Source organism: Streptomyces sp. NPDC046866, assembly GCF_040704625.1.
Classification (GTDB): Bacteria; Actinomycetota; Actinomycetes; order Streptomycetales; family Streptomycetaceae; genus Streptomyces.
This window is the reverse complement of record NZ_JBEYXN010000022.1, coordinates 1-23,982: the sequence shown is the minus strand read 5'-3', so window position 1 is coordinate 23,982 and position 23,982 is coordinate 1. Positions and strand designations below refer to the sequence as shown.

At 72.8% G+C, this 23,982-nt stretch carries 22 protein-coding genes and 1 riboswitch; of the genes, 15 read left to right on the top strand and 7 right to left on the bottom strand.

Going from position 1 to position 23,982, the window contains the following annotated elements:
* The first annotated feature begins 190 nt into the window (after window positions 1-190).
* Entirely contained in the window at window positions 191-1,660 is a 1,470-nt protein-coding gene (locus AB0953_RS27025) for an amino acid permease (protein WP_366862166.1), read from the top strand.
* A 10-nt stretch (window positions 1,661-1,670) separates the two neighbouring features.
* Window positions 1,671-2,126, top strand: a complete 456-nt coding sequence (locus AB0953_RS27020) for an Lrp/AsnC family transcriptional regulator (protein WP_007262967.1) — start codon at window positions 1,671-1,673, stop codon at window positions 2,124-2,126.
* A gap of 120 nt (window positions 2,127-2,246) precedes the next feature.
* Here the strand turns inward: AB0953_RS27020 and AB0953_RS27015 are convergent, their stop codons facing one another.
* Window positions 2,247-2,963, bottom strand: a complete 717-nt coding sequence (locus AB0953_RS27015) for a GNAT family N-acetyltransferase (protein WP_366862165.1) — start codon at window positions 2,961-2,963, stop codon at window positions 2,247-2,249.
* Between the two features lie 423 nt (window positions 2,964-3,386).
* Here AB0953_RS27015 and AB0953_RS27010 point away from each other — a divergent pair, with 423 nt between their 5' ends.
* From AB0953_RS27010 to AB0953_RS27000, 3 genes are all read left to right on the top strand, one after another.
* Window positions 3,387-3,761: a hypothetical protein gene (locus tag AB0953_RS27010; protein ID WP_366862164.1), complete on the top strand. Its 375-nt coding sequence runs from the start codon at window positions 3,387-3,389 to the stop codon at window positions 3,759-3,761.
* A gap of 192 nt (window positions 3,762-3,953) precedes the next feature.
* The gene (locus tag AB0953_RS27005; protein ID WP_366862163.1) at window positions 3,954-4,754 is read left to right on the top strand and encodes a carbon-nitrogen hydrolase family protein; all 801 of its coding nucleotides are present in this window, start codon (window positions 3,954-3,956) and stop codon (window positions 4,752-4,754) included.
* Window positions 4,755-4,816: 62 nt separating this feature from the next.
* Window positions 4,817-6,514 (top strand): NAD(P)/FAD-dependent oxidoreductase, encoded by a 1,698-nt coding sequence (locus tag AB0953_RS27000; protein ID WP_366862162.1) that lies wholly within the window; start codon window positions 4,817-4,819, stop codon window positions 6,512-6,514.
* A 145-nt stretch (window positions 6,515-6,659) separates the two neighbouring features.
* On the opposite strand, the gene AB0953_RS26995 is transcribed toward AB0953_RS27000, so the two are convergent.
* The 6 genes from AB0953_RS26995 to AB0953_RS26970 form a co-directional block, all read right to left on the bottom strand.
* Window positions 6,660-7,301: a DUF5995 family protein gene (locus AB0953_RS26995; RefSeq protein ID WP_366862161.1), complete on the bottom strand. Its 642-nt coding sequence runs from the start codon at window positions 7,299-7,301 to the stop codon at window positions 6,660-6,662.
* A gap of 76 nt (window positions 7,302-7,377) precedes the next feature.
* On the bottom strand, window positions 7,378-8,817 hold the full coding sequence (locus tag AB0953_RS26990) for a solute carrier family 23 protein (RefSeq protein WP_366862254.1): 1,440 nt from the start codon (window positions 8,815-8,817) through the stop codon (window positions 7,378-7,380).
* Window positions 8,818-8,917: 100 nt separating this feature from the next.
* Window positions 8,918-10,153, bottom strand: a complete 1,236-nt coding sequence (locus AB0953_RS26985) for an MFS transporter (RefSeq protein WP_366862160.1) — start codon at window positions 10,151-10,153, stop codon at window positions 8,918-8,920.
* Between the two features lie 190 nt (window positions 10,154-10,343).
* Window positions 10,344-11,081, bottom strand: a complete 738-nt coding sequence (locus tag AB0953_RS26980) for an SDR family oxidoreductase (RefSeq protein ID WP_366862252.1) — start codon at window positions 11,079-11,081, stop codon at window positions 10,344-10,346.
* Window positions 11,082-11,115: 34 nt separating this feature from the next.
* A complete protein-coding gene (gene sigJ, locus AB0953_RS26975) occupies window positions 11,116-12,045 on the bottom strand; it encodes an RNA polymerase sigma factor SigJ (protein ID WP_366862159.1) in 930 nt (309 codons plus the stop codon).
* Between the two features lie 66 nt (window positions 12,046-12,111).
* Window positions 12,112-14,469, bottom strand: a complete 2,358-nt coding sequence (locus AB0953_RS26970) for a chitinase C-terminal domain-containing protein (protein WP_366862158.1) — start codon at window positions 14,467-14,469, stop codon at window positions 12,112-12,114.
* Between the two features lie 270 nt (window positions 14,470-14,739).
* A riboswitch (FMN riboswitch) is annotated at window positions 14,740-14,869 on the top strand.
* A gap of 229 nt (window positions 14,870-15,098) precedes the next feature.
* On the opposite strand from AB0953_RS26970, the gene ribD reads away from it, so the two are divergent.
* The 10 genes from ribD (at window position 15,099) to AB0953_RS26920 (ending at window position 23,852) form a co-directional block, all read left to right on the top strand.
* Window positions 15,099-16,163 carry a bifunctional diaminohydroxyphosphoribosylaminopyrimidine deaminase/5-amino-6-(5-phosphoribosylamino)uracil reductase RibD gene (gene ribD, locus AB0953_RS26965; RefSeq protein ID WP_366862251.1) on the top strand — a complete coding sequence of 355 codons (1,065 nt, stop codon included), beginning with the start codon at window positions 15,099-15,101 and terminating at the stop codon, window positions 16,161-16,163.
* Window positions 16,164-16,802, top strand: a complete 639-nt coding sequence (locus tag AB0953_RS26960) for a riboflavin synthase (RefSeq protein WP_366862157.1) — start codon at window positions 16,164-16,166, stop codon at window positions 16,800-16,802.
* Window positions 16,799-17,452, top strand: coding sequence for a nicotinamide mononucleotide transporter family protein (locus tag AB0953_RS26955; RefSeq protein WP_366862156.1), 654 nt, complete (start codon window positions 16,799-16,801; stop codon window positions 17,450-17,452). The genes AB0953_RS26960 and AB0953_RS26955 overlap by 4 nt, the downstream gene beginning before the upstream one ends.
* Complete coding sequence (locus AB0953_RS26950; protein ID WP_366862155.1) at window positions 17,449-18,747, top strand: bifunctional 3,4-dihydroxy-2-butanone-4-phosphate synthase/GTP cyclohydrolase II; 1,299 nt, start codon at window positions 17,449-17,451, stop codon at window positions 18,745-18,747. Before AB0953_RS26955 ends, AB0953_RS26950 begins: the two co-directional genes overlap by 4 nt.
* 112 nt (window positions 18,748-18,859) lie before the next feature.
* Window positions 18,860-19,345 carry a 6,7-dimethyl-8-ribityllumazine synthase gene (gene ribH, locus AB0953_RS26945; protein ID WP_366862154.1) on the top strand — a complete coding sequence of 162 codons (486 nt, stop codon included), beginning with the start codon at window positions 18,860-18,862 and terminating at the stop codon, window positions 19,343-19,345.
* Window positions 19,346-19,380: 35 nt separating this feature from the next.
* Window positions 19,381-19,662, top strand: coding sequence for a phosphoribosyl-ATP diphosphatase (locus AB0953_RS26940; protein ID WP_361919451.1), 282 nt, complete (start codon window positions 19,381-19,383; stop codon window positions 19,660-19,662).
* Window positions 19,663-19,801: 139 nt separating this feature from the next.
* On the top strand, window positions 19,802-20,650 hold the full coding sequence (hisG, locus tag AB0953_RS26935; RefSeq protein ID WP_366862153.1) for an ATP phosphoribosyltransferase: 849 nt from the start codon (window positions 19,802-19,804) through the stop codon (window positions 20,648-20,650).
* A 101-nt stretch (window positions 20,651-20,751) separates the two neighbouring features.
* Entirely contained in the window at window positions 20,752-21,216 is a 465-nt protein-coding gene (locus AB0953_RS26930; protein ID WP_366862152.1) for a PH domain-containing protein, read from the top strand.
* A 219-nt stretch (window positions 21,217-21,435) separates the two neighbouring features.
* Window positions 21,436-22,788, top strand: coding sequence for a hemolysin family protein (locus tag AB0953_RS26925; RefSeq protein WP_366862151.1), 1,353 nt, complete (start codon window positions 21,436-21,438; stop codon window positions 22,786-22,788).
* The gene (locus AB0953_RS26920) at window positions 22,785-23,852 is read left to right on the top strand and encodes a hemolysin family protein (RefSeq protein WP_366862150.1); all 1,068 of its coding nucleotides are present in this window, start codon (window positions 22,785-22,787) and stop codon (window positions 23,850-23,852) included. The genes AB0953_RS26925 and AB0953_RS26920 overlap by 4 nt, the downstream gene beginning before the upstream one ends.
* Window positions 23,853-23,982: the final 130 nt, after the last annotated feature.

Sequence of the window (23,982 nt, the reverse complement as noted above, 5' to 3'; positions counted from 1 at the left end):
TCGTGCGCCAATGTGCAAGGATGGTGCATTACGGGCGGTATCTCTCAGCTCGTAGGCTCACTCGCTGTACGTGGAGTGGCGCGGACCGCCTGCTCGGCGGTTCCCCATGCCCAGACTCTTGTCTGTGTCCTGCCCGGACCGCTGCGGTCGATGCCTCAGTCCCCATCCGCAGTGTCAAAGGAGTCCCCTCGTGCTCGATCAGGGCCAGGCACCCCCGCTCTCCCAGGAGACGCGCAAGCCCGCGAACCCGCTGCTCCGCCGCAAGCCGGTCGAGCAGCTTGTCTCCGAGGGCGGGCAGGGCGAGGGCGGCACGCTGCGCCGCTCGCTCACCATGTGGCAGCTGACCATGATCAGCATCGGTGCCACCCTCGGCACCGGCATCTTCGTCGTCCTCGGCACCGCCGCCCCCAAGGCCGGCCCCGCCGTGACGATCTCCTTCATCCTCGCGGGCCTGACCGCCCTGTTCTCGGCCCTCTCCTACGCCGAGCTGGCGGGCTCCGTCCCGGTCTCCGGCTCCTCGTACTCCTACGCGTACGCCACCATGGGCGAGCTCATCGCCTGGATCTGCGGCTGGTGCCTGGTCCTGGAGTACGCCGTCTCCGTCGCCGCCGTGGCCGTCGGCTGGGGCCAGTACCTCAACGAGTTCCTCGACGGGACCATAGGCGTCACCATCCCCGACTCGGTCTCCGCGCCGCTGGGCGACGGCGGGTTCATCAACCTCCCGGCCCTGCTCGTCGTCCTGCTCTCCATGGTCTTCCTGATGCGCGGCGCCAAGGAGAGCGCCACCGTCAACTCGATCATGGTCGGCGTGAAGATCGTCACCCTGCTGCTCTTCATCGGCATCGGCGTCATGGGCATCAAGGCCGGCAACTACGCCCCGCTCGCCCCCCTCGGCATGAGCGGCATCGCCGCCGGCGCCTCCACCCTCTTCTTCTCCTACATCGGCTTCGACGCCGCCTCCACCGCCGGTGAGGAAGCCAAGGACCCGAAGAAGGACCTGCCGCGCGCGATCATGCTGTCGCTGGCCATCGTCACCGTCCTCTACGTCCTGGTCGCCTTCGTCGCCGTCGGCGCCATGCCCTGGAAGGACTTCGAGGGCACCGAGGCCGCGCTCGCCCAGATCATGACCGACGTCACCGGCACCAGCGTCTGGGGCGTCGTCCTCGCCGCCGGCGCCATCGTCGCGATCTTCTCCGTCGTCTTCGCCGTCCTCTACGGCCAGACCCGCATCCTCTTCGCGATGTCCCGCGACGGCCTCGTCCCCAAGGTCTTCGCCAAGGTCGACGACAAGACCGGCGCCCCCCGCGCCAACGTGGTCATCGTCTCCCTCTTCTGCGGCGTCCTCGCGGCCTTCATCCCGCTCGGCAAGCTCGCCGACGCCACCAGCATCGGCACCCTCTTCGCCTTCGGCCTGGTCAACGTCGCCGTGGTCATCCTGCGCAGGACCCGCCCCGACATGCCGCGCACCTTCAAGGTGGCGCTCTTCCCCGTCACCCCGATCCTCGGCGCCCTCGCCTGCGGCTACATGATGTTCGAGCTCGACAGCGCCACCTGGATGGTCTTCGGTGGCTGGATGATCGTGGGCCTCGTGTTCTACTTCCTGTACGGCATCCGCCGCTCCCGACTGGCCACGGAAGAAGTGGCCACAGCAGAGAAGTGATCCACCCGCAGTGCGATTGAACGATCTCGACGAACGCATCGTGCACGCCCTCGCCGAGGACGCCCGCCGCTCCTACGCGGACATCGGCTCCGAGGTCGGCCTCTCCGCCCCCGCCGTCAAGCGGCGCGTGGACCGGCTGCGCGCGGAGGGAGCCATCACCGGCTTCACCGTCCGGGTCGACCCCGCCGCCATGGGCTGGGAGACCGAGGGCTTCATCGAGATCTACTGCCGCCACAACACCTCGCCGGACGACATCCGGCGGGGGTTGGAGCGGTACCCCGAGGTGGTGTCCGCGTCGACCGTCACCGGCGACGCGGACGCCCTCGTCCAGGTCTTCGCCTCCGACATGCGGCACTTCGAGCGGGTCCTGGAACGCATCGCGGGCGAACCCTTCGTGGAGCGCACCAAGTCGGTCCTGGTCCTCTCCCCCCTCCTCCGCCGCTTCACCTCCGGCGCCCCGGCATAGCCCGCCATCCCTGCGAAGCAGGGGCTCGCCTCCCGGCCCACCTCCCGAAGCGGGGGTGGGCTTTCGTCAGCCCCGCGCCGCCGGCGTTCAAGGCGGCGGGCGGCGCTCGGCGGGGTGGTTTCAGGGGCGGGGTGCAGGGGTGCGCAGACCGAGGAAGTCCGGGCGGCGGCGGTGGGTGAAGCCCATCGACTCGTAGAGGGCGATGGCGCCCTCGTTGTCCGCCGCCGCGTGCAGGAACGGCCGCTCGCCGCGGGACCGGATCGCCGCCGCCACCGCGCGGATCAGCCGGGCCGCGAGGCCGCGGCCGCGGTGGTCCGGGTGGGTGCACACCGCGCTGATCTCCGACCAGCCCGGCGGCCGCATCCGCTCGCCCGCCATCGCCACCAGCCGCCCGCCCTCCCGGATCCCCAGGTACGTGCCCAGCTCGACCGTGCGCGTCAGGAACGGCCCCGGCCGCGTCAGCTCCACCAGCTCCAGCATCTCCGGCACGTCCGCCGTGCCCAGCCGCACCGCCTCCGGCGCCGCCTGCGCCCGCACGGCGGTGCCGTCCAGCTGCACGCCCGGGATCGTCGCCACGGTCGTCCAGCCCTCCGGCGGCCTCAGCAGCCCCGTCACCCACACCGGCGCATCCGGACCCGCCAGCGCCGCCAGGTCCGCCCACGCGCGGGGGTCCTGCGGATCGGCCAGCGCCGCGAACGGCGAGGCGTCCTCGACGTAGCGCGCCGCGAGCCCCGCCGGCCCGGTCTCGGTGAAACCCCCGTGCGGGCCGGTCAGGGCGGCCCACACCGGGTTGTCGAGGACGTGGACGACTGCGGCCGCGGCGGATTCGGGCGACATGGAAGGACGGGCTCCTCTCGGTCGGGCCGGCGCCGCGGGGCCTCCACACCTTCTTGACGGCCCTGCGCACCGCCGTGAAACTGCTGGGGACGACGCTCGGGAAGGTCAGCGTCCGTCGCGGGCCTCTTTATGCCCGAGAAAGCCCCGAGAGCAGGACGGAGCCGGTGGACGTGGCCACAGCAGCAGTCGCGGAGGCGCAGACCCTCCGCCGCTGGTGGCTGACCCGGCGCCTGCACATCGACCTCCTGCGCGTCTGCAGCGCCTTCCGCTCCCGCGCCTGACCCGCCGTACGCCGCGCCCGGCCCCCCAGGAGGCACCGCCGCGCTGCCCACGGCCCTCCTCCCGCACGGCCCCCTGCGACCCGCTGCGCCCCCACCGCCGCCGGGACCTCCGCCACGCCCTCGCGCCCGCCCCAGGAGAGTCATGCTTCCCATGGTCCTGCCCCGCACCGGCCCGGCCCCCGCCCTGCGCGGCCGCATCGGATCCGGCTTCTCGCCCGTACCGCACCGCTACCGCCTCTACCTGTCCGCCGACTGTCCGCGCTCCGCACGCGTCGCCGCCGCGCTGCGCGCGCTGGGCCTGGACCACGCCGTCGCCACCACGCTGCTCGGCTCCCCGGCCTCGTACGCCGCCCTGCGCTGCGCCTACGAGGCCGCCGGCCACCACTACGACGGCACCCTGACCGTCCCCGCCCTCTGCGACACCTGGAGCGGCCGCATCATCGGCAACCACACGCCCGATATCCTCGAGGACCTGCGGCGCCTCGGCGCCCACCCGGCCTTCCGGACCGCGCCCTAGCCGGGGCCCGCGCCCGCATCGTTGCGCGGGGGGCGGGGAAAGCGCCGCCCCCCGCGCAACGAATCACCGCCCCGCCGCCGAAACGCGCAACGAATCGATGCTCGCAGCGCAACGGTCACGGCTTGTCCGGGTCGAACACGGAAACGTACCTTCGTAGGACACCCGCACCCCTCCTGCCCCAGAGGTACGCCCATGCCCCCGCTGCGCACCGCCCTCCTCCAGAGCTCCGGCCGGCTCGGCGACACCGCCGAGAACCTCAAGGCGCTCGACGAGGCCGCGGCGCGCGCCGCGCAGGCGGGTGCCGGGCTCCTGGTGACCTCCGAGATGTTCCTCACCGGCTACGCCCTGCCGGTCGAGGAGATCGCCGCCCTCTCCGAGGCCGCCGACGGCATGTCGGCCCGCGCCATCGGCGACATCGCCCGCCGCCACGGCGTGGCCGTCCTGTACGGCTACCCCGAGCGCGACGGCGAGACGGTCTACAACTCGGCGCAGCTCGTCGGACCGGACGGGGCCCGGCTGGCGAACTACCGCAAGACCCATCTCTTCGGCTGCTTCGAGCAGGAGGCCTTCACGCCCGGCGACACCCCCGTCGTCCAGGCGGACCTCGGCGGCCTCCGCATCGGCATCATGATCTGCTACGACGTGGAGTTCCCGGAGAACGTCCGGGCCCACGCGCTGGCCGGCACCGACCTCCTCCTGGTGCCGACCGCGCAGATGCACCCGTTCCAGTTCGTGGCCGAACAGCTCGTCCCCGTACGGGCCTTCGAGAACCAGATGTACATCGCGTACGTCAACCGCACCGGCCCGGAGGGCGAGTTCGAGTTCGTCGGACTCAGCTGCCTGGCCGCCCCCGACGGGGCCACCCGCACCCGGGCCGGCCGCGGCGAGGAGACGGTGATCGGCGAGGTCGATCCCGAGCTGCTGCGGGCCTCGCGCGAGAACAACCCGTACCTGCGCGACCGCCGCCCCGGGCTCTACACCTCCCTCGTCTGAGCCAGGCCCCCCGCGCCCCCCGAGCCCCTCCCCCAGCCCCACCCTGCAAGGAGTCGTACCCCATGACGTCCACGGTGCCCACGACCGCCGTTCCGCACAGCGACGGCCAGCCGCCGATCACCATGTTCGGCCCGGACTTCCCGTACGCCTACGACGACTTCCTCGCGCACCCCGCGGGTCTGGGCCAGATACCGGCGACCGAGCACGGCACCGAGGTCGCCGTCATCGGCGGCGGCCTGTCCGGCATCATCTCCGCCTACGAGCTGATGAAGATGGGCCTCAAGCCCGTCGTCTACGAGGCCGACCAGATCGGCGGCCGCCTGCGCACCGTCGGCTTCGAGGGTCCCGGCACCGAGGGCCTCACCGCCGAGATGGGCGCCATGCGCTTCCCGCCCTCCTCCACGGCCCTGCAGCACTACATCGACCTCGTGGGCCTGCAGACCCAGCCCTTCCCGAACCCGCTCGCCGAGGCCACCCCCTCCACGGTCGTCGACCTCAAGGGCGAGACCCACTACGCCGAGACCATCGCCGACCTGCCGCAGATCTACCGCGACGTCGCCGAGGCGTGGAACGCGTGCCTGGACGAGGGCGCCGACTTCTCCGACATGAACACCGCGATGCGCGAGCGGGACGTCCCGCGCATCCGCGAGATCTGGGCCAAGCTCGTCGAGAAGCTCGACAACCAGACCTTCTACGGCTTCCTGTGCGAGTCGGAGGCCTTCAAGTCCTTCCGCAAGCGCGAGATCTTCGGCCAGGTCGGCTTCGGCACCGGCGGCTGGGACACCGACTTCCCGAACTCCATCCTGGAGATCCTGCGCGTCGTCTACACCGAGGCCGACGACCACCACCGCGGCATCGTCGGCGGCTCGCAGCAGCTGCCGCTGCGCCTGTGGGAGCGCGAGCCGGAGAAGATCGTCCACTGGGCCCAGGGCACGTCGCTGTCCTCCCTGCACGACGGCGCCCCGCGCCCGGCGGTCACCCGCCTGCACCGCACCGCCGGCAACCGCATCACGGTGACCGACGCCGACGGCGACATCCGCACCTACCGCGCCGCGATCTTCACGGCGCAGTCGTGGATGCTCCTGTCGAAGATCGAGTGCGATGACACGCTCTTCCCGATCGACCACTGGACGGCGATCGAGCGCACCCACTACATGGAGTCCTCGAAGCTCTTCATCCCGGTGGACCGCCCGTTCTGGCTGGACAAGGACGAGGAGACCGGCCGCGACGTCATGTCGATGACGCTGACGGACCGGATGACCCGCGGCACCTACCTCCTGGACAACGGCCCCGACCAGCCGGCCGTGATCTGCCTGTCCTACACCTGGTGCGACGACAGCCTGAAGTGGCTGCCGCTGTCCGCGAGCGAGCGGATGGAGGTCATGCTGAAGTCCCTCGGGGAGATCTACCCGAAGGTCGACATCCGCCGCCACATCATCGGCAACCCGGTGACGGTGTCCTGGGAGAACGAGCCGTACTTCATGGGCGCGTTCAAGGCCAACCTGCCGGGCCACTACCGCTACCAGCGGCGCCTGTTCACGCACTTCATGCAGGACCGCCTGCCGGAGGACAAGCGCGGCATCTTCCTCGCCGGCGACGACATCTCCTGGACGGCCGGCTGGGCCGAGGGCGCCGTGCAGACGGCGCTGAACGCGGTCTGGGGCGTCATGCACCACCTGGGCGGCGCCACCGACGCCACCAACCCGGGTCCGGGCGACGTCTACGACGAGATCGCCCCGGTCGAGCTCCCGGAGGACTGACCCGCCGGGTCCCCGACTGACGGGCCGCCGCCGCGCACGGACGCGGCGGCGGCCCGTTCCGCCATCCCCGCCTGGGGGCCGCCTCCGGAAGCCCAGCCGGCGGGGCTGGATCGACCCCGCGTCTCAAGCGCCGGAGGGGGTCCGGTCAGGCCGTGGGCGTCAGGAGGCAGCGGCCCACCAGGCCCACTCCCGCGTCGAGGGACTCGGCGAACTCCTCCGCCAGGTCGGGCGAGCGGCGCAGCCCCCACAGCAGGCGGGCCGCCGACCACGCAGCCCCCCGCGCCCGCTCCAGGCTCCACGACCCCAGCAGGTGCGTCAGCGGATCGGCGACCTCCAGCAGGTCGGGGCCCGGCATCAGGTCCTCCCGGATGCGCTCCTCCAGGCAGACCAGGGTGTCGCCGACCCGGTCGAAGTCCGCCTCCAGGGCCCCCGGCTCGCACTCCAGCGCCCGGCACGTGGAGACCACCGCCAGCGCCAGGTCGTGGCCGATGTGCGCGTTGATCCCGGCCAGCGCGTACTGCAGCGGCCGCACCCCGGGGTGCCGCCGGTACTGCAGCAGCGGCCGCCAGCACGCCGGCGCCCGCTCCGCCTCCACCGCCGCGAGGTACCGCTCGGCGAACCGCACGCTCAGCGCCTCCGCCCGCCGCGGCGCGGGGAAGCCGCCGCTGCGGATGCCCTCGTACAGGGTCTCCGTCACCGTCAGGTACACCCGGTTGAAGACGGCGACCCCGTCCCGCGCCGGGAGCCGCTCGTCCAGGGCGCGCATGCGCGCGAGCACCGCTTCCATGCCCGGCAGCCTCCCAGGCGGCGGTGCGGATGCGGGGAACTTGGCCGCGCGCTTCGCCGGTTCGGGCGAACCGGGCTCACGAACGCGTGTCGGTCCCGCACGCGCCGCCCGCCGGGCCCTGCGCCGTGTCCTCGGCCCCGCCGTCCTCCGTGTCGTACGCGGAGGTGCCCGCGTCCAGCAGCGGCTCCTGCTCCTTCAGGTGGGCGGGGGCGAAGAACCGCAGCGCGTGGTAGCCCGTGATGACCACGAGCGTGCCGAGGGCGATCCCGCCGAGCTCGAAGCTGTCGGTCAGCTGCAGCTTCACGCCGCCGACGCCGATGATGATGCCCGCCGCGGCCGGCACCAGGTTCAGCGGATTGCGCAGGTCCACCCGCCCATTGAGCCAGATCTGCGCGCCGAGCAGGCCGATCATGCCGTAGAGGATGACGGTGATGCCGCCGAGCACCCCGCCGGGGATCGCGGCGACGACCGCGCCGAACTTCGGGCACAGGCCGAAGAGGAGCGCGAAGCCGGCCGCCGCCCAGTACGCCGCCGTCGAGTAGACCCGGGTGGCCGCCATGACGCCGATGTTCTCGGAGTACGTGGTGTTGGGCGGCCCGCCGACCGCCGTGGACAGCATGGAGGCGGCGCCGTCCGCGGCGATGGCCGTGCCGAGGGTGTCGTCGAGCGGGTCGCCGGTCATCTCGCCGACGGCCTTGATGTGCCCGGCGTTCTCGGCGATCAGCGCGATCACCACCGGCAGCGCGATCAGGATCGCCGACCACTCGAACTGCGGGGCGTGGAAGGACGGCAGGCCGATCCAGTCCGCCTTGGCGACCCCGGAGAGGTCGAGGCGCCAGTGGTCGACGGCCTCCGGCCCGCCCACCGTCGAGTGGATCTTGCCGAAGAGCAGGTCGAAGAGGGCGGAGACCCCGTACCCGAAGATCAGGCCCAGGAAGATCGCGATGCGCGACCAGAACCCGCGCAGGCACACCACGGCCAGCCCGGTGAACAGCATCGTCAGCAGCGCCGTCCACTGGTCCTGCGGCCAGTACGTCGAGGCCGTCACCGGCGCCAGGTTGAAGCCGATCAGCATCACCACCGCGCCCGTCACCACCGGCGGCATCGCCGCGTGGATGATCCGCGCCCCGAACCGCTGCACGGCCAGCCCGGCCGCGAACAGGGCCGCCCCGACCGTGAACACGGCGCCGGTGACCACCGCGCTGTCCCCGCCCGAGGCGCGGATCGCCGCCGCCACGCCCACGAACGACAGCGAGCAGCCCAGGTACGAGGGCACCCGGCCGCGGGTGGCCAGCAGGAAGACGATCGTGGCGATGCCGGACATCATGATGGCGAGGTTGGGGTCCAGGCCCATCAGGACCGGCGCGACGAAGCTCGCGCCGAACATCGCCACGACGTGCTGGGCGCCGAGCCCTGCCGTGCGCGGCCACGACAGCCGCTCGTCCGGCCGCACCACCGCGCCGGGGGCGGGGGTCCGCCCGTCTCCGTGCAGGGTCCAGCGCACGCCGAAGCCCATGTTCTTCCACCACTTCCGTCGAGCCGATTGATCGAGCATGCTGGCCGCAGCCGCACCGCCGGGGCCCGCGGGCCGGGGCGGGCGCAGGGCCAGCGTTATATTACGGCCGGGTACCGGTGGTTTCGTCCCGATTGTCGGCAGCCTGCCCGACCGCCGGCAGCGGCCGCTGCCGCAGCACCGCCGCGCCCGCGGTCAGCCCGAGCGCCAGCAGCGTGACCAGGGCGAAGGAGCCGACCAGCGAGGTCGCGTCGGCCACCGCGCCGATGGCCGAGGGGGCGATCAGCCCCGAGGTGTACGTGATCGTCGCGACCCCGGCGATCGCCTGCGCGGGCGCGGGCCCGCTGCGCGCCGCCGCCGCGAACGCCAGCGGCACCACCACCGCGACCCCGAGCCCGATCAGCCCGAAGCCCGCGACGGCCGCCGCGGGGTGCCGGGCCGTCGCCACGAGCAGCCCGCCGGCCGTGGCGACCGCACCGCCCGCCCGCACCGCGTGCACCGGCCCGAACCGGTCCACCACCCGGTCCCCGGCCAGGCGGGCGAGGGCCATGGTCAGGGCGAAGGCGGTGGTGCAGGCGGCGGCGAGGTCGGCGTCCGTGCCGAGCACGTCCCGCAGGTAGACCGCGGACCAGTCCAGGCTCGCGCCCTCCGCGAAGACCGCGCAGAACCCGACCGCGCCGATCAGCACGGCGGAGCGCGGCGGCACGGCGAAGTGCGGCGGCGCCTCGGCCTGCGGCGGGCTGCGCAGGTCCAGTACCCCGCGTACGGCTGCCAGCCCGGCGGCGGTCAGGACGAGCGCGGCCATGACGTGGTGGAGCCGGGCGTCGGCCCCGGCGTGCGCCGCGGCGGTCCCGGCCGCCGAGCCGAGCAGCGCGCCCGCGCTCCACATGCCGTGCAGCGAGGACATGATCGAACGGCCGAGCCGGTTCTCGGTCTCGACGCCGAGGGCGTTCATGGCCACGTCGGACAGGCCGGAGGCGGCCCCGTAGACGAAGAGGGCGCCGCACAGCGCAGGCAGGTCCGGGGCGAAGCCCGGCAGCACGAGGGAGAGCGTCCACAGCGCCAGCAGGACGCGCAGCGCGGCGCGGGCCCCGAGCCGGTGGTTGATCCGCCCGGCGAGCGGCATGGCGGCCGCCGCCCCCAGGGCGGGGAAGGCCAACGCCAGCCCGAGGCTTCCCGCGCCGAGGCCGGCATGGTCCTGGATCCATGGGATCCGGGTGGCGAAGGAGCCGGTGACGGCCCCGTGCACACAGAAAACGGCGGCCATGGCGACGCGGGCGCGGCGCAGCCGCCCGGCGCCGGGCGCGGCGGTGGATCCGTCTTCCCCGGGCGGCCTCATCCCACCACGCTAGCCGCACCACGCCCGCTCCGGACCACCCCGGCCCGCAGTCCGCGGCCCCGACCGGCCTCGCGACCGCTGCTTTCGGTGCCGGGGCCGGGAGGTTCGGCCTCGCCGGCTTTCGAGGCGCGGGGTGTGCGGGTGCGGCGCCCCCGGAACGGCGCCGCACCGGCAGGTGCCCGGCCGGGCGTCAGGGGCGGTGGGCCGCGAAGGCGGTGCGGCCGACAGCGTGGGCCGGGGCCAGGTGGCCGCCGCGGCGGAAGGCCGCGTAGGCCTTGCCCGCCAGCGGGATCTCCACCACCCGGCGCCGCCGCCCCGTGGCGGCCAGGCGCATCCGGGCCAGGTCCGCCAGCCCGCGGATCTCCGGCCCGCCCATGTCGGCGACCCGCCCCGCCGCCTCCGGCACGGCCAGCCCGGCCAGCCGGTCCGCGACCTCCGCCACGTCGATCGGCTGCACCCGCACCCCCTTCGGCACCGGAACCGGCAGCGGCGCCGGCACCTTCGCCGCCGCGTCCACCACCCCCGCCACCAGGTCGTGGAACTGCGTGGTCCGCAGGATGGTCACCCCGAGCCCCGACTCCAGCAGCATCCGCTCGACCTTGTGCTTGACCGTGTAGTAGCCGAGCGGCACCACGTCCACTCCGACGATCGAGATGTAGACGATGTTCGTGACGGTCCCGGCCCGCCGGGCCGCCTCGATCAGGTGGCCGGCGGCCACGTCGTCCCCGCCGCGCGGCGTGCTCGCGCAGTGCACGACCACCTGCGCCCCGGCCACCGCCGCATCCAGTCCGCTGCCGTCGCGCAGGTCGACCGGGTGGTCCGGGGAGCGCCGGCTCAGCACCCGTACGTCCTGGCCGGCCGCCCGCAGCCGGTCGACGACGAGACTGCCCAGGTTCCCGGTGCCTCCGGTGACGAGGATGGTGCTCATGGTCATGGTGTCCGTTCCCTTGCTCGGCGGTGTGTCACCGGCTGGGATTGGACAGCCCTGCGGAACGTGACAGCTGCCGCCGGAGGAATTCCAGCTTCTGCGGATTGACCACGGTCCGCAGCCCGAGGACCAGGCCGTCCTCCCCGACCTCCACCACCAGCACGGAGGCCGCGTCGCCCACCACGAGGCCCGGCTCACCGTTGACCAGGGCGAAGCCGAACGGCAGCCCGGCCGCGTACTTGTGCAGCGCGCCCACCAGGAACCGGGCCACCTTCGCGCGGCCGAGGACGGGCCGCCGGGCCGTGTTGACCACCCCGCCGCCGTCCGCCACGTACCGCACCTCGTCGGCGAGCATGCCCTCCAGCCTGCCGAGGTCCCCGTCCCGGGCCGCCGCCAGGAAGGTCTCCAGGAGCTCCTGCCACCGCCCGGGGTCCGCCGTGAACCGCCTGCCCGCCGTCCCGGCGCGCCCCTCGGCCACCCGCCCCGCCGCCCGCCGGTACAGCTGCCGGCAGTTGGCCTCGGACAGGTCCAGCAGCCCGGCGATCTCCCGGTGCCCGTGGGCGAAGGCCTCGCGCAGCACGTACACCGCCCGCTCCACGGGCGTGAGCCGTTCCAGCAGCACCAGCAGGGCCATCGAGACGCCGTCGCGCTGCTCCGCGGACTCCAGCGGCCCGAGGAGCCCGTCTGCGGTGAGGACCGGCTCCGGCAGCCACGCACCGACGTACTGCTCGCGCCGGGCCCGGGCCGAGGTCAGCCGGTTCAGGCAGAGATGGGTGACGGCCTTGGCGAGCCACGCGCCGGGGTGCGCGACGTCGCCGCGGTCGTCGGCGCTCCAGCGCAGCCAGGCGTCCTGGACGGCGTCCTCGGCCTCGGCGGCGGAGCCGAGCATGCGGTAGGCGATGCCGAACATCCGGGGGCGGTGCTCCTCGAACTCCGCGGCGCCGGCGGGGGAACCAGTGATCACCGCAGCAGCGTACGCGCGGGGACCCGGTGGCCGCCGGGCCGCCGGGTCCCCGCACGGTCCGCGGGGTCAGCAGGCGCCCAGGTCCTTCCAGACGCCCCAGTCGCCGGTGGTTCCCGGTTCCTCGTTCTGGGTCCACCACTGGGCCTTCCAGTTGCGGCCCTTGTGCGAGACGACGGTCCCGCCGGTGTAGACCGTCCCCGCGACGTACGCCGGGTTGGTGCACGCACCCCCCGGGGGCGTGGTCGGCGGGGTCGTCGGGGGAGTGGTGGGCGGGGTCGTCGGCGGGGTCGTCGGCGGCTGGGTGCCGCCCGGCTCCACCACGGCGGTGCCGCGCGCCAGGTCGCCGGCGAGGGCGTACGTCGTGCCCCCGACGGTCACGGTCCAGTTGGAGGGGGTGGACACCGGGAGGTAGTAGTTGAAGGCCAGGTCGACGGAGGCGCCCGGGGCGAGCGACTGCCAGGCCGGCAGCTTCAGCGACACCCGCTGGAAGTCGCCCTTGAGCCCGCCGACGTTGGGTCCGGTGTGCCCGCTGCTGATCACCTTCGTGCCGAAGCCGGACTGGTCCGAGGCGTTGTCCGGGGCCGAGGTGCCGTAGTCGAACCGGAACTCGGTGCCGCCGGGGAGGGTGGCCTTGGTGTTGTTGGTGATCCGGAGCTTCGGGGTGATCGGGTAGTTGGAGTCGCCGAGCTTGAAGTCGGTGAACTCCGCCCTGACGTCCACGGCCTGCGCCGGCAGCGCGCCGCCCGCCTTCTTCGCCCCGTACGGCGCGGCCGCCTTGAACTTGTCGTACATCAGCGAGGTGAGGGTGTCACCGGGCTCGTACTGGCCCTTGGCCGCGTTGAAGGAGTAGTCGCCCGCGAGCTCCCACACCATGGTCCCGCCGATGCCGCGGTCGACGACGTAGTCCGCCTTGGCGCCGACCGACTGCTCGTCCTCGGTGGACAGGAAGACCTTCTTCTGCGCGTTCCACAGCCACGGCGCCACCAGGGTGGAGTCGTACTTGCGGGCGTAGGTGCCGGTCAGCGTGGTGTTCGCCGGGAAGCCGTACCGGGTGACGTAGTCGCCGACGACGCCCTTCTCCAGGTTCTTCGCGTGCCACATCGGGTTGGAGCCGGCCGGGGACTCCTGGCCGCTGGTGTCCTTGTCGTGCCACAGGTTGTCGATGCCGACCGCGCCGTCGCCGCACTTGGTCAGGCCCGAGCCGGCCGGGCAGGCGGTGGCGGCGGCCTTGCCCCACAGGCCGTCGGTGCCGCCCTGGACGTTCTTGAAGCCGCGGGTGTAGTAGGGCAGGCCGATGTTGATCCGGCCGGCCGGCATGGAGCCGCGGAAGTAGTGGTAGGCCCAGTCGGCGTTGAGGTAGCCGATGCCGCCGTACTGCTGGCTGCCGTAGACCCCGGCCGCGGCCAGTTCGGCGTCCTTGCCGTCGTCGAAGAGGGAGGCGTTGGGGCCGACGTACTCGTTCCACGCGCCGTGCAGGTCGTAGGACATGATGTTGACGTAGTCCAGGTACTGCTGCATCTGGAAGGTCTCCATGCCGCGCAGCAGGTAGCCGGAGGACGGGGCGGCCACGGTCAGCAGGTAGTGCCTGCCGTCGGCGGCGCCCGCGCGGTCCAGCTTCTCGCGCAGGGTCTTCATCAGGGCGGCGTAGCCCTTGACGAGACCGGCGCGGCGGGCGTTGGCGAGCTGCCAGTCCAGCGGGTTGCCGGCGTCCTTCATGGTCGTCGGGTACTCGTAGTCGATGTCGACGCCGTTGAACCCGTACTTCTTGACGAAGGCGACCGTGGAGTCGGCGAAGGTGTCGATGCCCGCCTGGTTGACGGAGCCGTCGGCGTGGGTGGCCATCGCGTAGAAGCCGCCGGAGTTCACGCGGGCGCCGCTGTCGTCGAAGTAGCCGCCGGTCTCGGCCCAGCCGCCGACGGAGACGAGGGTCTTGACGTTCGGGTACTGCTTCTTGAACTTGTTCAACAGATTGAAGTGGCCCTTGTAGGGGAGGGCGGGGTCCATCTCGGCTCCCGCGACGCCCGGCCAGGTCATGCCGGTGGCGGCGTTCTCGGGGCCGTCCGCGCCGACGGAGATCCTGTTGTCGGAGCCGACGTGGGCGAAGGCGTAGTTCAGATGGGTGACCTTGGACCACGGGATGTTGTTGGCGAGGTAGGCGGGGGTGCCGTCCTTGCCGGTCCGCCAGCCGGTGAAGTACCCGATGACGCGCCGCTGGTGGTCGGCGCCCATCTTCTCGCGGCCCTCGGAGTCGTAGACCGAGCAGTAGGGGACGTCGACGCCGGCCGTCCTGTAGAGCCCGTCCGGCCGACAGCTCTCGTTGTCGGCCGCGTGGGAGATGCCCGCCGAGAGTCCGCCGGCCAGCAGCGCGGCGATCGCCGCGCCGGAGGCCAGGAGGAGTGCTCTCGTACGCGTGGGGGACAGCATGGTGCCTCCTGGGGAGGGGAGGGATGTGCAGGACACAACAGGCAGGAACGTGGTGCGTGTTGGCCCGTGACGTGCGCACATCTGACGGGCTGTCTCCCGGGGAGGTGAAGGGAACGTTAAGAGGACTAGACCAAGCCGTCAATAGGTCTGGACCAATGCCCGGCGTACTTGACGGACTTCCGCGAAAGCGCCCCCCTGTGACTCAGGCCACAGTACTCCGCCTGCATGGCCCCCGATCACCCGTGGCAAACTGGCAGGAGTACCAGTAAGCAGCGCACTCCGGGGTCGGTGTAATTCCGAACCGGCGGTATAGTCCGCGACCCGTCCGCAGCCAGCGGCCGGTTGACCAGGTGAAATTCCTGGACCGACGGTGAAAGTCCGGATGGGAGGCAGTGCGCGGCGGGCAGTCACACCGGTACGCCGCCGTCGGCGGTCGCCGTGCACCTCCGCACCCGTGCGGACGGGCATCGAGCGGACCGTTCCTCCGGCCTCGGCGTTCCCCCGTGCCTGTACCGCTCACTCTGTCGTATTCCGACAGGCCCCGGAGTCCGTGCCCGACGAGGCAGGAGGACCCGGTGGCATCCCACGACGCCGCACCCCAGGCACCGCACGACGCGGACGCCCGTGCCATGCGCCGCGCCATCGCGCTCGCCTCCCGCGGACTCGGCTCCACCAGCCCCAACCCCGTCGTCGGCTGCGTCATCACCGACTCCGACGGCACCGTCGTCGGCGAGGGCTGGCACCAGCGCGCCGGCGGCCCCCACGCCGAGGTCCACGCCCTGCGCGCGGCCGGCGACGCCGCCCGCGGAGCCACCGCCTACGTCACCCTCGAACCCTGCAACCACACCGGCCGCACCGGCCCCTGCTCCCAGGCCCTGATCGAGGCCGGCATCACCCGCGTGGTCTACGCCGTCCCCGACCCGAACCCGCAGGCCAGCGGCGGCGCCGACACCCTGCGCGCCGCCGGGGTCACCGCCGAGTCCGGGCTCCTGCAGGCCGAGGCCGAGGCCGGCAACGCCGCCTGGCTCACCTCCGTGCGCCTCGGCCGCCCCCACGTCACCTGGAAGTACGCCGCCACCCTGGACGGCCGCAGCGCCGCCGCCGACGGCAGCAGCCGCTGGATCACCTGCCCCGAGTCCCGCGCCGACGTCCACCGGCTGCGCGCCGAGGCCGACGCCGTCCTCGTCGGGACCGGCACCCTGCGCACCGACGACCCCCACCTCGCCGTCCGCGGGATCGACGGCGCCACCCAGCCCCTGCGCGTCGCCGTCGACACCCGCGCCGGCCTCCTGCCGACCGCCCGCATCCTCGACGACGCCGCGCCCACCCTGCTCGTCACCGGCGAGGACGCCGACACCCGGCACCTGCCCGGCCGCGACGTGCTCCGCCTGCCCCTGCACGACGGCCGCATCGCCGTCCACGACCTGCTCACCGCCCTGTACGCCCGCGGCGTGCGCTCCGTCCTCCTCGAAGGCGGCCCCACCCTGGCCGGAGCCTTCCTCGAAGCCGGCGCCGTCGACCGCGTCATCGGCTACCTCGCCCCGGCCCTCCTCGGCGCCGGCCCCGCCGCCCTCGCCGGCGCCGGGATCACGAACATCGCCCACGCGGTCCGCCTCGAGATCACCGAGGCCGGCCGCACCGGCACCGACCTGCGCATCACCGCCGTCCCCACCACCGCCCCCAAGGAGCACTGAGTGTTCACCGGAATCGTCGAAGAACTGGGCGAGGTCACCGCCATCGAGCAGCTCTCGGAGGCCTCCCGCTTCCGCCTGCGCGGCCCCGTCGTCACCGACGGCGCGAAGCACGGCGACTCCATCGCCGTCAACGGCGTCTGCCTGACCGTCGTCGAGACCGCCGACGGCGAGTTCACCGCCGACGTCATGCAGGAGACCCTCAAGCGCTCCAGCCTCGGCGCCCTGCACACCGGCTCCCGCGTCAACCTGGAGCGCCCCATGGCCCTCGGCGGACGGCTCGGCGGCCACCTCGTCCAGGGCCACGTGGACGGCACCGGCGAGATCCTCTCCCGCACCCCCTCCGAGCACTGGGAGCTCGTCAAGATCTCCCTGCCGGAGAACCTCGCACGGTACGTCGTGGAAAAGGGCTCCATCACCGTCGACGGCGTCAGCCTCACCGTGGTCGAGGCCGCCGCCGACTACTTCACCATCAGCCTCATCCCCACCACGCTCGCGCTGACCACGCTCGGCATCAAGCAGCCCGGCGACCCGGTCAACCTCGAGGTCGACGTCCTCGCCAAGTACGTCGAACGCCTGCTCGCCGCCGGCGTGGACCCCCTGGCCGCGACCGCCGACGAGGGCAAGGAGACGCACCGGTGAACGCCCTGACCTGGCTCAACGCGGAGGCCTTCACCGTCTTCGGGCAGAAGGTCATCTGGTCCGACATGATCGGCAACCTGATGGGCCTGGCCGCCCTCGCCCTCGGCTGGCGCCGCTCCCTGTGGACCTGGCCCGCCCAGCTGCTGTCCGGCCTGATCCTCATCGCCGCGTACGCCTCCGCCCACCTCGCCGGCGGCGTCGGCAAGCAGCTCCTCGTCATCGGCGTCGCCGCCTGGGGCTGGCGCGCCTGGCAGCTCGGCAGGAGGCAGGCCCAGGACGGCTCCATCGCGGTGCGCACCGCCACCTGGACCGAGCGCGCACTGCTGCTCGCCGGCGCGGCCCTCGGCACCCTCGCCGTCGGCGGACTGTTCACCCTCTACCCGAACCTGTCCTGGAACCCGTGGGCCGACGCCTACATCTTCGTCGGCACCATCGTCGCCATGACCGCCCAGGCCCGCGGCCTGGTCGAGTTCTGGCTCGCCTGGCTCCTGGTCGACCTGGTCGGCGTCCCCCTCGCCTTCACCGGCGGGCTGGCCTTCTCCGGCCTGGTCTACGTCGTCTACTTCGCGCTCGTCGTATGGGGCGCCCACGACTGGTACCAGCGCTCGCGCACCACCTCCGCCCCGGCCCTGGAAGGAGCAACGGCATGACCCCCCTCAAGCCCGTCCCCGACTTCGACGCCCTCCTCGAGGAATCCTTCCGGCTCGACCCCGTCGAGCAGGCCATCCGCGACATCGCGGCCGGGCGGCCGGTCGTCGTCGTCGACGACGAGGACCGCGAGAACGAGGGCGACCTCGTCGTCGCCGCCGAGAAGATCACCCCCGAGATCGTCGCGTTCATGATGAGCGAGTGCCGCGGCCTGATCTGCGCCCCCATGGAGGGCCCCGAGCTGGACCGGCTCGAGCTGCCCCAGATGGTCCAGCACAACACCGAGTCGATGAAGACCGCCTTCACCGTCTCCGTCGACGCGAGCGCCGCCCACGGCGTGACCACCGGCATCTCCGCCGCCGACCGCGCCACGACCCTGCGCATGCTCGCCGACGGCGTCTCCGAGCCCACGGACTTCGTCCGCCCCGGCCACATCTTCCCGCTGCGCGCCAAGTCCGGCGGCGTCCTGGTCCGCAACGGCCACACCGAGGCCGCCGTCGACCTCGCCCGCCTCGCGGGCCTGCGCCCCGTCGGCGCGATCGTGGAGATCGCCGGCGAGGACGGCGTCATGCTGCGCCTGCCCGAGCTGATCCCCTTCGCCCGCAAGCACGGCCTGACGATCATCTCCATCGAGGACCTGATCGCCTACCGCCGCTCCGCCGAGCCCACGGTCCGCCGCGAGGCCGAGGTCAACCTGCCGACCTCCTTCGGCGAGTTCACCGCGTACGGCTACCGCTCCACCGTCGACGGCGTCGAGCACGTCGCCCTCGTCCACGGCGAGATCGGCGACGGCTCCGACATTCTGGTCCGGGTCCACTCCGAGTGCCTGACCGGCGACATCTTCCACTCCCTGCGCTGCGACTGCGGCCCCCAGCTGCACGCCTCCATGGCCCGCATCACCGAAGAGGGCCGCGGCGTGGTCGTCTACCTGCGCGGCCACGAGGGACGCGGCATCGGACTGGTCTCCAAGCTGCGCGCGTACGAGCTCCAGGAGCGCGGCCGCGACACCCTCGACGCCAACCTGGAGCTCGGCCTGCCCGCCGACGCCCGGGACTACGGCGCCGGCGCGCAGATCCTCGCCGACCTCGGCGTCCGCAGCGTCCGCCTGCTGACCAACAACCCCGACAAGTCCGCGGCCCTGGTCCGCCACGGCATCGCCGTGGGCGCCCGGGAGCCCATGCCGGTCGAGGCCGGCGAGCACAATCTGCGGTACCTGCGCACCAAGCGGGACCGGATGGGCCACGACCTGCCCTGGCTGGGCGAGCCCGTCCCCGTTTCGACCTGCGGCAACCAGTAGCGGCGGCCCGGCCCGCACGGCACCCCGGCAGCACCACCCGCACCACCGGGCACCAACCACCACGCACCACCACCCAGAAGACCGGCACCACGAACCACCGAGGAGTACAGCAGTGAGCGGCAAGGGCGCACCCGAACTGAGCGTGAGGAACTGCGGAGACCTGCGGGTCGCCGTCATCGCGGCACAGTGGCACGAGAAGATCATGGACGGCCTCGTCGACGGCGCCCTGCGCGCCCTGCACGAGCTGGGCATCGACGAGCCCACCCTGCTGCGCGTCCCCGGCAGCTTCGAGCTCCCGGTGGTGGCAAAGGTACTCGCCGGTCGCGGTTACGATGCCGTAGTCGCCCTCGGAGTGGTCATCCGCGGCGGCACCCCGCACTTCGACTACGTCTGCCAGGGCGTCACCCAGGGCCTGGTACAGGTGTCGATCGACACCGGAGTCCCCATCGGCTTCGGTGTCCTGACCTGCGACAACGAGGAACAGGCGCTCGACCGCGCCGGCCTCGAGGGCTCGAACGAGGACAAGGGGCACGAAGCGGTCATCGCCGCCGTCTCCACCGCAGCCACCCTGCGGTCCGTCAGCGAACCCTGGCGCTGATCGGCAGCGGAGAACCCCTTATTCTGAGGACCATCATGGCGAACGAACCCACCAAGAGCTTCGAAGAGCTCTTCGCAGAGCTCCAGCTCAAGGCCGCTGAAGGCGACCCCGCCACCTCCCGTACCGCCGAGCTGGTCGCCAAGGGCGTCCATGCCATCGGCAAGAAGGTCGTCGAGGAGGCCGCCGAGGTCTGGATGGCCGCCGAGTACGAGGGCAAGGAAGCCGCCGCCGAGGAGATCTCCCAGCTGCTGTACCACGTCCAGGTGATGATGGTGGCCCGCGGCATCTCCCTCGACGAGGTCTACAAGCACCTCTAGGCCCGCAGGCCACCACCAGGCCCGCCGGCCGACCGCCCGCCGGTCCGCAGAAACACCGGGGTCCTCCGCGGCCCCGCCGCCCGTCCGCGCACGAACCACCACCGACCCCACCGCGTCCCGCAGTGAAGGAAGAAGACTCATGCTCCGCATCGCCGTCCCCAACAAGGGCTCACTCTCCGGAGCGGCGTCGGCGATGCTCCATGAGGCCGGCTACCGCCAGCGCAAGGAATCCAAGGAACTCGTGGTCGTCGACCTCGAGAACGAGGTGGAGTTCTTCTACCTCCGCCCCAAGGACATCGCGATCTACGTGGCCTCGGGCCGGCTCGACATCGGCATCACCGGCCGCGACCTGCTGCTCGACTCGGGTGCCAACGCCGAGGAGATCCTGCCGCTCGCATTCGGCCGGTCCACCTTCCGCTACGCGACCCGCCCCGGCACCGCCAAGGGCCCCGAGGACTTCCACGGGATGACGATCGCGACCTCGTACGAGGGAATCGTCGCCAAGCACCTCGCCGACCACGGCATCGACGCCTCCGTCGTCCACCTCGACGGCGCGGTCGAGACCGCCATCCAGCTCGGCGTCGCCGAGGTCATCGCCGACGTCGTCGAGACCGGCACCAGCCTGCGCAACGCCGGGCTGGAGGTCATCGGCGAGCCGATCATGACCTCCGAGGCCGTCGTCATCCGCCGCAGCGGCGCCGAGACCGACAACCCGCAGGTCCAGCAGTTCCTGCGGCGCCTCCAGGGCGTCCTGGTCGCCCGCAGCTACGTGATGATGGACTACGACTGCCGCGCCGAGCACCTGGAGCGCGCGGTCGCCCTCACCCCGGGCCTGGAGTCCCCGACGGTCTCCCCGCTGCACAACGAGGGCTGGGTCGCCGTCCGCGCGATGGTCCCCGCCAAGGAGGCCCAGCGGATCATGGACGACCTGTACGAGCTCGGCGCGCGTGCGATCCTCACCACCTCGATCCACGCCTGCCGCCTGTGACCCACCGCCCGCGGGCCGTACCCCGGCCCGCGGGCGCGCCCCAGTGACCCGTACGCGGGCAACCGACCCGTACGCCACCTGAAGAAGGCAACACCAGCATCATGGCCGAGTCCGCCGAACAGCCCGCCCCGCCCGCCCTGCCGGTCACCTTCCGGCCGACCCGCACGCGGGTGGTCCTGCTGAGCGTCGGGCTCGCCATGTTCGTGACGATCACCGCGATCGCCTTCCTGCTGGAGAACCTCAGCCCGGGCGAGCGGGTCAGCTTCGTCTTCACCGCCGCCCTCATGACCTCCGTCCTCGTCCTGCTCAGCCGCCCCAAGGTGGTCGCGGACGAGGACGGCGTCACCGTCGTCAACCTGACCACCACCCGCCGCCTGGAGTGGGCGCAGATCCTGCGCGTCAACCTCCGCCCGGGCGACCCGTGGGTGTTCCTGGACCTCAACGACGGCACCAGCCTGCCCGCCCTCGGCATCCAGCCGGGTGTCGCCAAGCAGCAGGCCATCGGCGACGCGCGCGCCCTGCGCGCACTCGCCGAGACCCGGGGAACCGGGCAGCACGACCACTGAGCGGGGCGCCGGGCCGCCCGCCCGGCCCAAGCCGACCGCTGCGTCCCATTGCGGCGACGATCTCAGTGACTACCCTGGTGGCGGGGCGCAGCCGTGCGCCCCCCACCGGCCCCGGGACCCCGAGGCCCGTGGGCACCTGCGACTTGAGGAGTGACTCCCTCCAGCAATGGACGGACCGTCCGGTAGTACCCGCGCCGCCCTCCCCGCGGAGGCGGCGGCATGACCATCCCGCTACTCCTGCTCCTGGCGGCTTTCGCCCTGATCCTCGCCAACGGCTTCTTCGTGGCGGCCGAGTTCGGCCTCGTCACCGTGGAACGGCCCGAGGCCGAACGCGCCGCAGCCGACGGCGACCGCCGTGCCCGCACGGTGGTCGAGGCCCTGCGGGAGCTGTCCTTCCAGCTCTCCGGCACCCAGCTCGGCATCACCATCACCTCCCTCGTGGTCGGCATGCTCGCCGAACCGGCCCTCGCCGCCCTGCTGGCCGGGCCGCTCACGGCCACCGGCCTGCCCGCGGGGGCCGTCTCCGGCGCCGCCGTGTCCATCGGCATGCTGCTCGCCTCCGCCGTCCAGATGGTCGTCGGCGAGCTCGTCCCGAAGAACTGGGCGGTCTCCCGGCCGCTCCAGGTGGCCCGGTTCGTGGCCGGCCCGCAAGCGCTGTTCTCCCGCGCCTTCCGGCCGGTCATCGCCGGCCTGAACGCCGTCGCCAACCGAATGGTCCGGGCGCTCGGCGTGGAACCCGCCGAGGAGATGGCCTCCGCCCGCACCCCCGGCGAACTGGTCTCCCTGGTCCGCCATTCGGCGCAGGCCGGCGCCCTCGAACAGGACACCGCCGACCTCTTCGTACGGACCCTGTCGCTGGGCGAGCTCACCGCCCAGCACGTCATGACGCCCCGGGTGAAGGTCAGCGCCCTCCAGCACACGGCCACCGCCGCCGACGTGCTCAACCTGACCCGCGCCACCGGGCTGTCCCGCTTCCCGGTCTACCGCGAGCGCATCGACGAGGTCGCCGGCGTCGTCCACCTCAAGGACGCCCTCGCCGTGCCCGAAGCCGAACGCGCCCGCACCACGGTCGGCCGCATCTGCGTCGCCCCCCTGCTGGTGCCCGGCTCCCTGCCGGTGCAGCCGCTGCTGGAGCGGCTGCGCAGCGAACAGCCGATGGCCGTGGTCGTCGACGAGTACGGCGGCACCGCCGGCGTGGTCACCCTGGAGGACATCGTGGAAGAGCTCGTGGGCGAGGTCCGCGACGAGCACGACTTCGCCGAGGACGACAGCCCCGAACTGGCCGCCGTCCCCGCCGAGGACGGCCGCCCCTCGTGGGAGGCCGACGGCAGCTGCCGCGTGCACACCCTGCGCCGGATAGGCCTGGAGGTACCCGAAGGCCCGTACGAGACCGTCGCCGGCCTCGTCGCGGACCTGCTCGGCCGGATCCCCGCCCCCGGGGACCGCGCCGAACTGCCCGGCTGGAAGCTGTCCGTCCGCCAGGTCGGCCGCTACCGGGCCGAGCGGGTCCGCCTGGTGCGCACCGCGGCCGGTCCGGCCGTCCCCGCCGAGCTCGAGGCGGCCGGCCGGTGAACGTGCTCCAGCTCCTCTTCGCCCTGCTCCTGGTCCTGGCCAACGGCTTCTTCGTCGGCGCCGAGTTCGCCCTCGTCTCCGTACGCCGCAGCCAGATCGAGCCCCTCGCCGCCGGCTCCAAGCGGGCCCGGCAGGTCCTGCACGGCCTGGAGAACCTGCCGCGGATGATGGCCGCCGCCCAGTTCGGCATCACCCTGTGCTCGCTCACCCTCGGCGCGGTCGCCGAACCCACCGTGGCCCGGCTGCTGGAACCCGTCTTCCACGCCGCCCACGTACCGGCCGGGCTGGTCCACCCGCTCGGCTACGCGGTGGCGCTCGCCGCCGTGGTCTTCCTCCACCTGGTCATCGGGGAGATGGTCCCGAAGAACCTCGCCATGGCCGCGCCCGAGAAGACCGCCCTGTGGTTCAGCCCCGGACTGGTCGCCTTCGCCCGCCTGTGCGGGCCGGTCACGACCTTCCTGGGAGCCTGTGCGGCGCTGGTCCTGCGCCTGTTCAAGGTCGAGCCCAAGGACGAGGTCGAAGCCGTCTACACCAGTGCGCAGCTCGGCCGGCTGGTCGAGGACTCGCGGCAGGCCGGGCTGCTGGAGCCCGGCGAGCAGGAGCGCCTGGAAGACGCCCTCGAACTGGGCAGCCGCCTCGTCACCGACGTGCTGCTGGCCCGGGACCGGCTGGTCACGGTCGCGCCGTCGGCGACGCCGCGGCAGATCGAGCAGCTGACGGTCCGGACCGGGTACTCCCGCTTCCCGGTCCGCTCCGAAGGCGGCGCCTTCATGGGCTACCTGCACGTCAAGGACGTCCTCGACCTGGAGGACCGGGAGCGGGCGGTCCCGCAGCGCGTCTGGCGGCGCATGCCGACGCTGTCCTCCACGCTCCCGTTGGACGACGCGCTGACCGTCATGCGGCACGACGCCACCCACCTGGCCCAGGTGGCCGATCCGGCCGGACGGATCCTGGGCCTGGTGGCCCTGGAGGACGTCCTGCAGATGCTGGTCGGGGAGGCCCGCGACCCGTCCCACCGCATCCCGGCCCGCCGCCCCCCGAGAGAATCAGCCCTGACGGCCTGACCCGGCCGCTGCCGCTGCGCGGAGCTGTTCCCCTCCCCGCCCCTTCCCGGGTCCGGGGCTGACGCCCCCGGCCCCGGTGCGGGGGGGGGGGGCCCCCGGGGGGGAGGGATGGGGACACGCGTGAAATCAC

Excerpts from the sequence above, each read along its gene's own strand:
- AB0953_RS27015 (WP_366862165.1), bottom strand. The coding sequence starts at position 2,963 with ATGTCGCCCGAATCCGCCGCGGCCGCAGTCGTCCACGTCCTCGACAAC.
- AB0953_RS27010 (WP_366862164.1), top strand. The coding sequence starts at position 3,387 with ATGCTTCCCATGGTCCTGCCCCGCACCGGCCCGGCCCCCGCCCTGCGC.
- AB0953_RS27005 (WP_366862163.1), top strand. The coding sequence starts at position 3,954 with ATGCCCCCGCTGCGCACCGCCCTCCTCCAGAGCTCCGGCCGGCTCGGC.
- AB0953_RS27000 (WP_366862162.1), top strand. The coding sequence starts at position 4,817 with ATGACGTCCACGGTGCCCACGACCGCCGTTCCGCACAGCGACGGCCAG.
- AB0953_RS26995 (WP_366862161.1), bottom strand. The coding sequence starts at position 7,301 with ATGGAAGCGGTGCTCGCGCGCATGCGCGCCCTGGACGAGCGGCTCCCG.
- AB0953_RS26990 (WP_366862254.1), bottom strand. The coding sequence starts at position 8,817 with ATGGGCTTCGGCGTGCGCTGGACCCTGCACGGAGACGGGCGGACCCCC.
- AB0953_RS26985 (WP_366862160.1), bottom strand. The coding sequence starts at position 10,153 with ATGAGGCCGCCCGGGGAAGACGGATCCACCGCCGCGCCCGGCGCCGGG.
- AB0953_RS26980 (WP_366862252.1), bottom strand. The coding sequence starts at position 11,081 with ATGAGCACCATCCTCGTCACCGGAGGCACCGGGAACCTGGGCAGTCTC.
- AB0953_RS26970 (WP_366862158.1), bottom strand. The coding sequence starts at position 14,469 with ATGCTGTCCCCCACGCGTACGAGAGCACTCCTCCTGGCCTCCGGCGCG.
- ribD (WP_366862251.1), top strand. The coding sequence starts at position 15,099 with ATGCGCCGCGCCATCGCGCTCGCCTCCCGCGGACTCGGCTCCACCAGC.
- AB0953_RS26950 (WP_366862155.1), top strand. The coding sequence starts at position 17,449 with ATGACCCCCCTCAAGCCCGTCCCCGACTTCGACGCCCTCCTCGAGGAA.
- AB0953_RS26940 (WP_361919451.1), top strand. The coding sequence starts at position 19,381 with ATGGCGAACGAACCCACCAAGAGCTTCGAAGAGCTCTTCGCAGAGCTC.
- hisG (WP_366862153.1), top strand. The coding sequence starts at position 19,802 with ATGCTCCGCATCGCCGTCCCCAACAAGGGCTCACTCTCCGGAGCGGCG.
- AB0953_RS26930 (WP_366862152.1), top strand. The coding sequence starts at position 20,752 with ATGGCCGAGTCCGCCGAACAGCCCGCCCCGCCCGCCCTGCCGGTCACC.
- AB0953_RS26925 (WP_366862151.1), top strand. The coding sequence starts at position 21,436 with ATGACCATCCCGCTACTCCTGCTCCTGGCGGCTTTCGCCCTGATCCTC.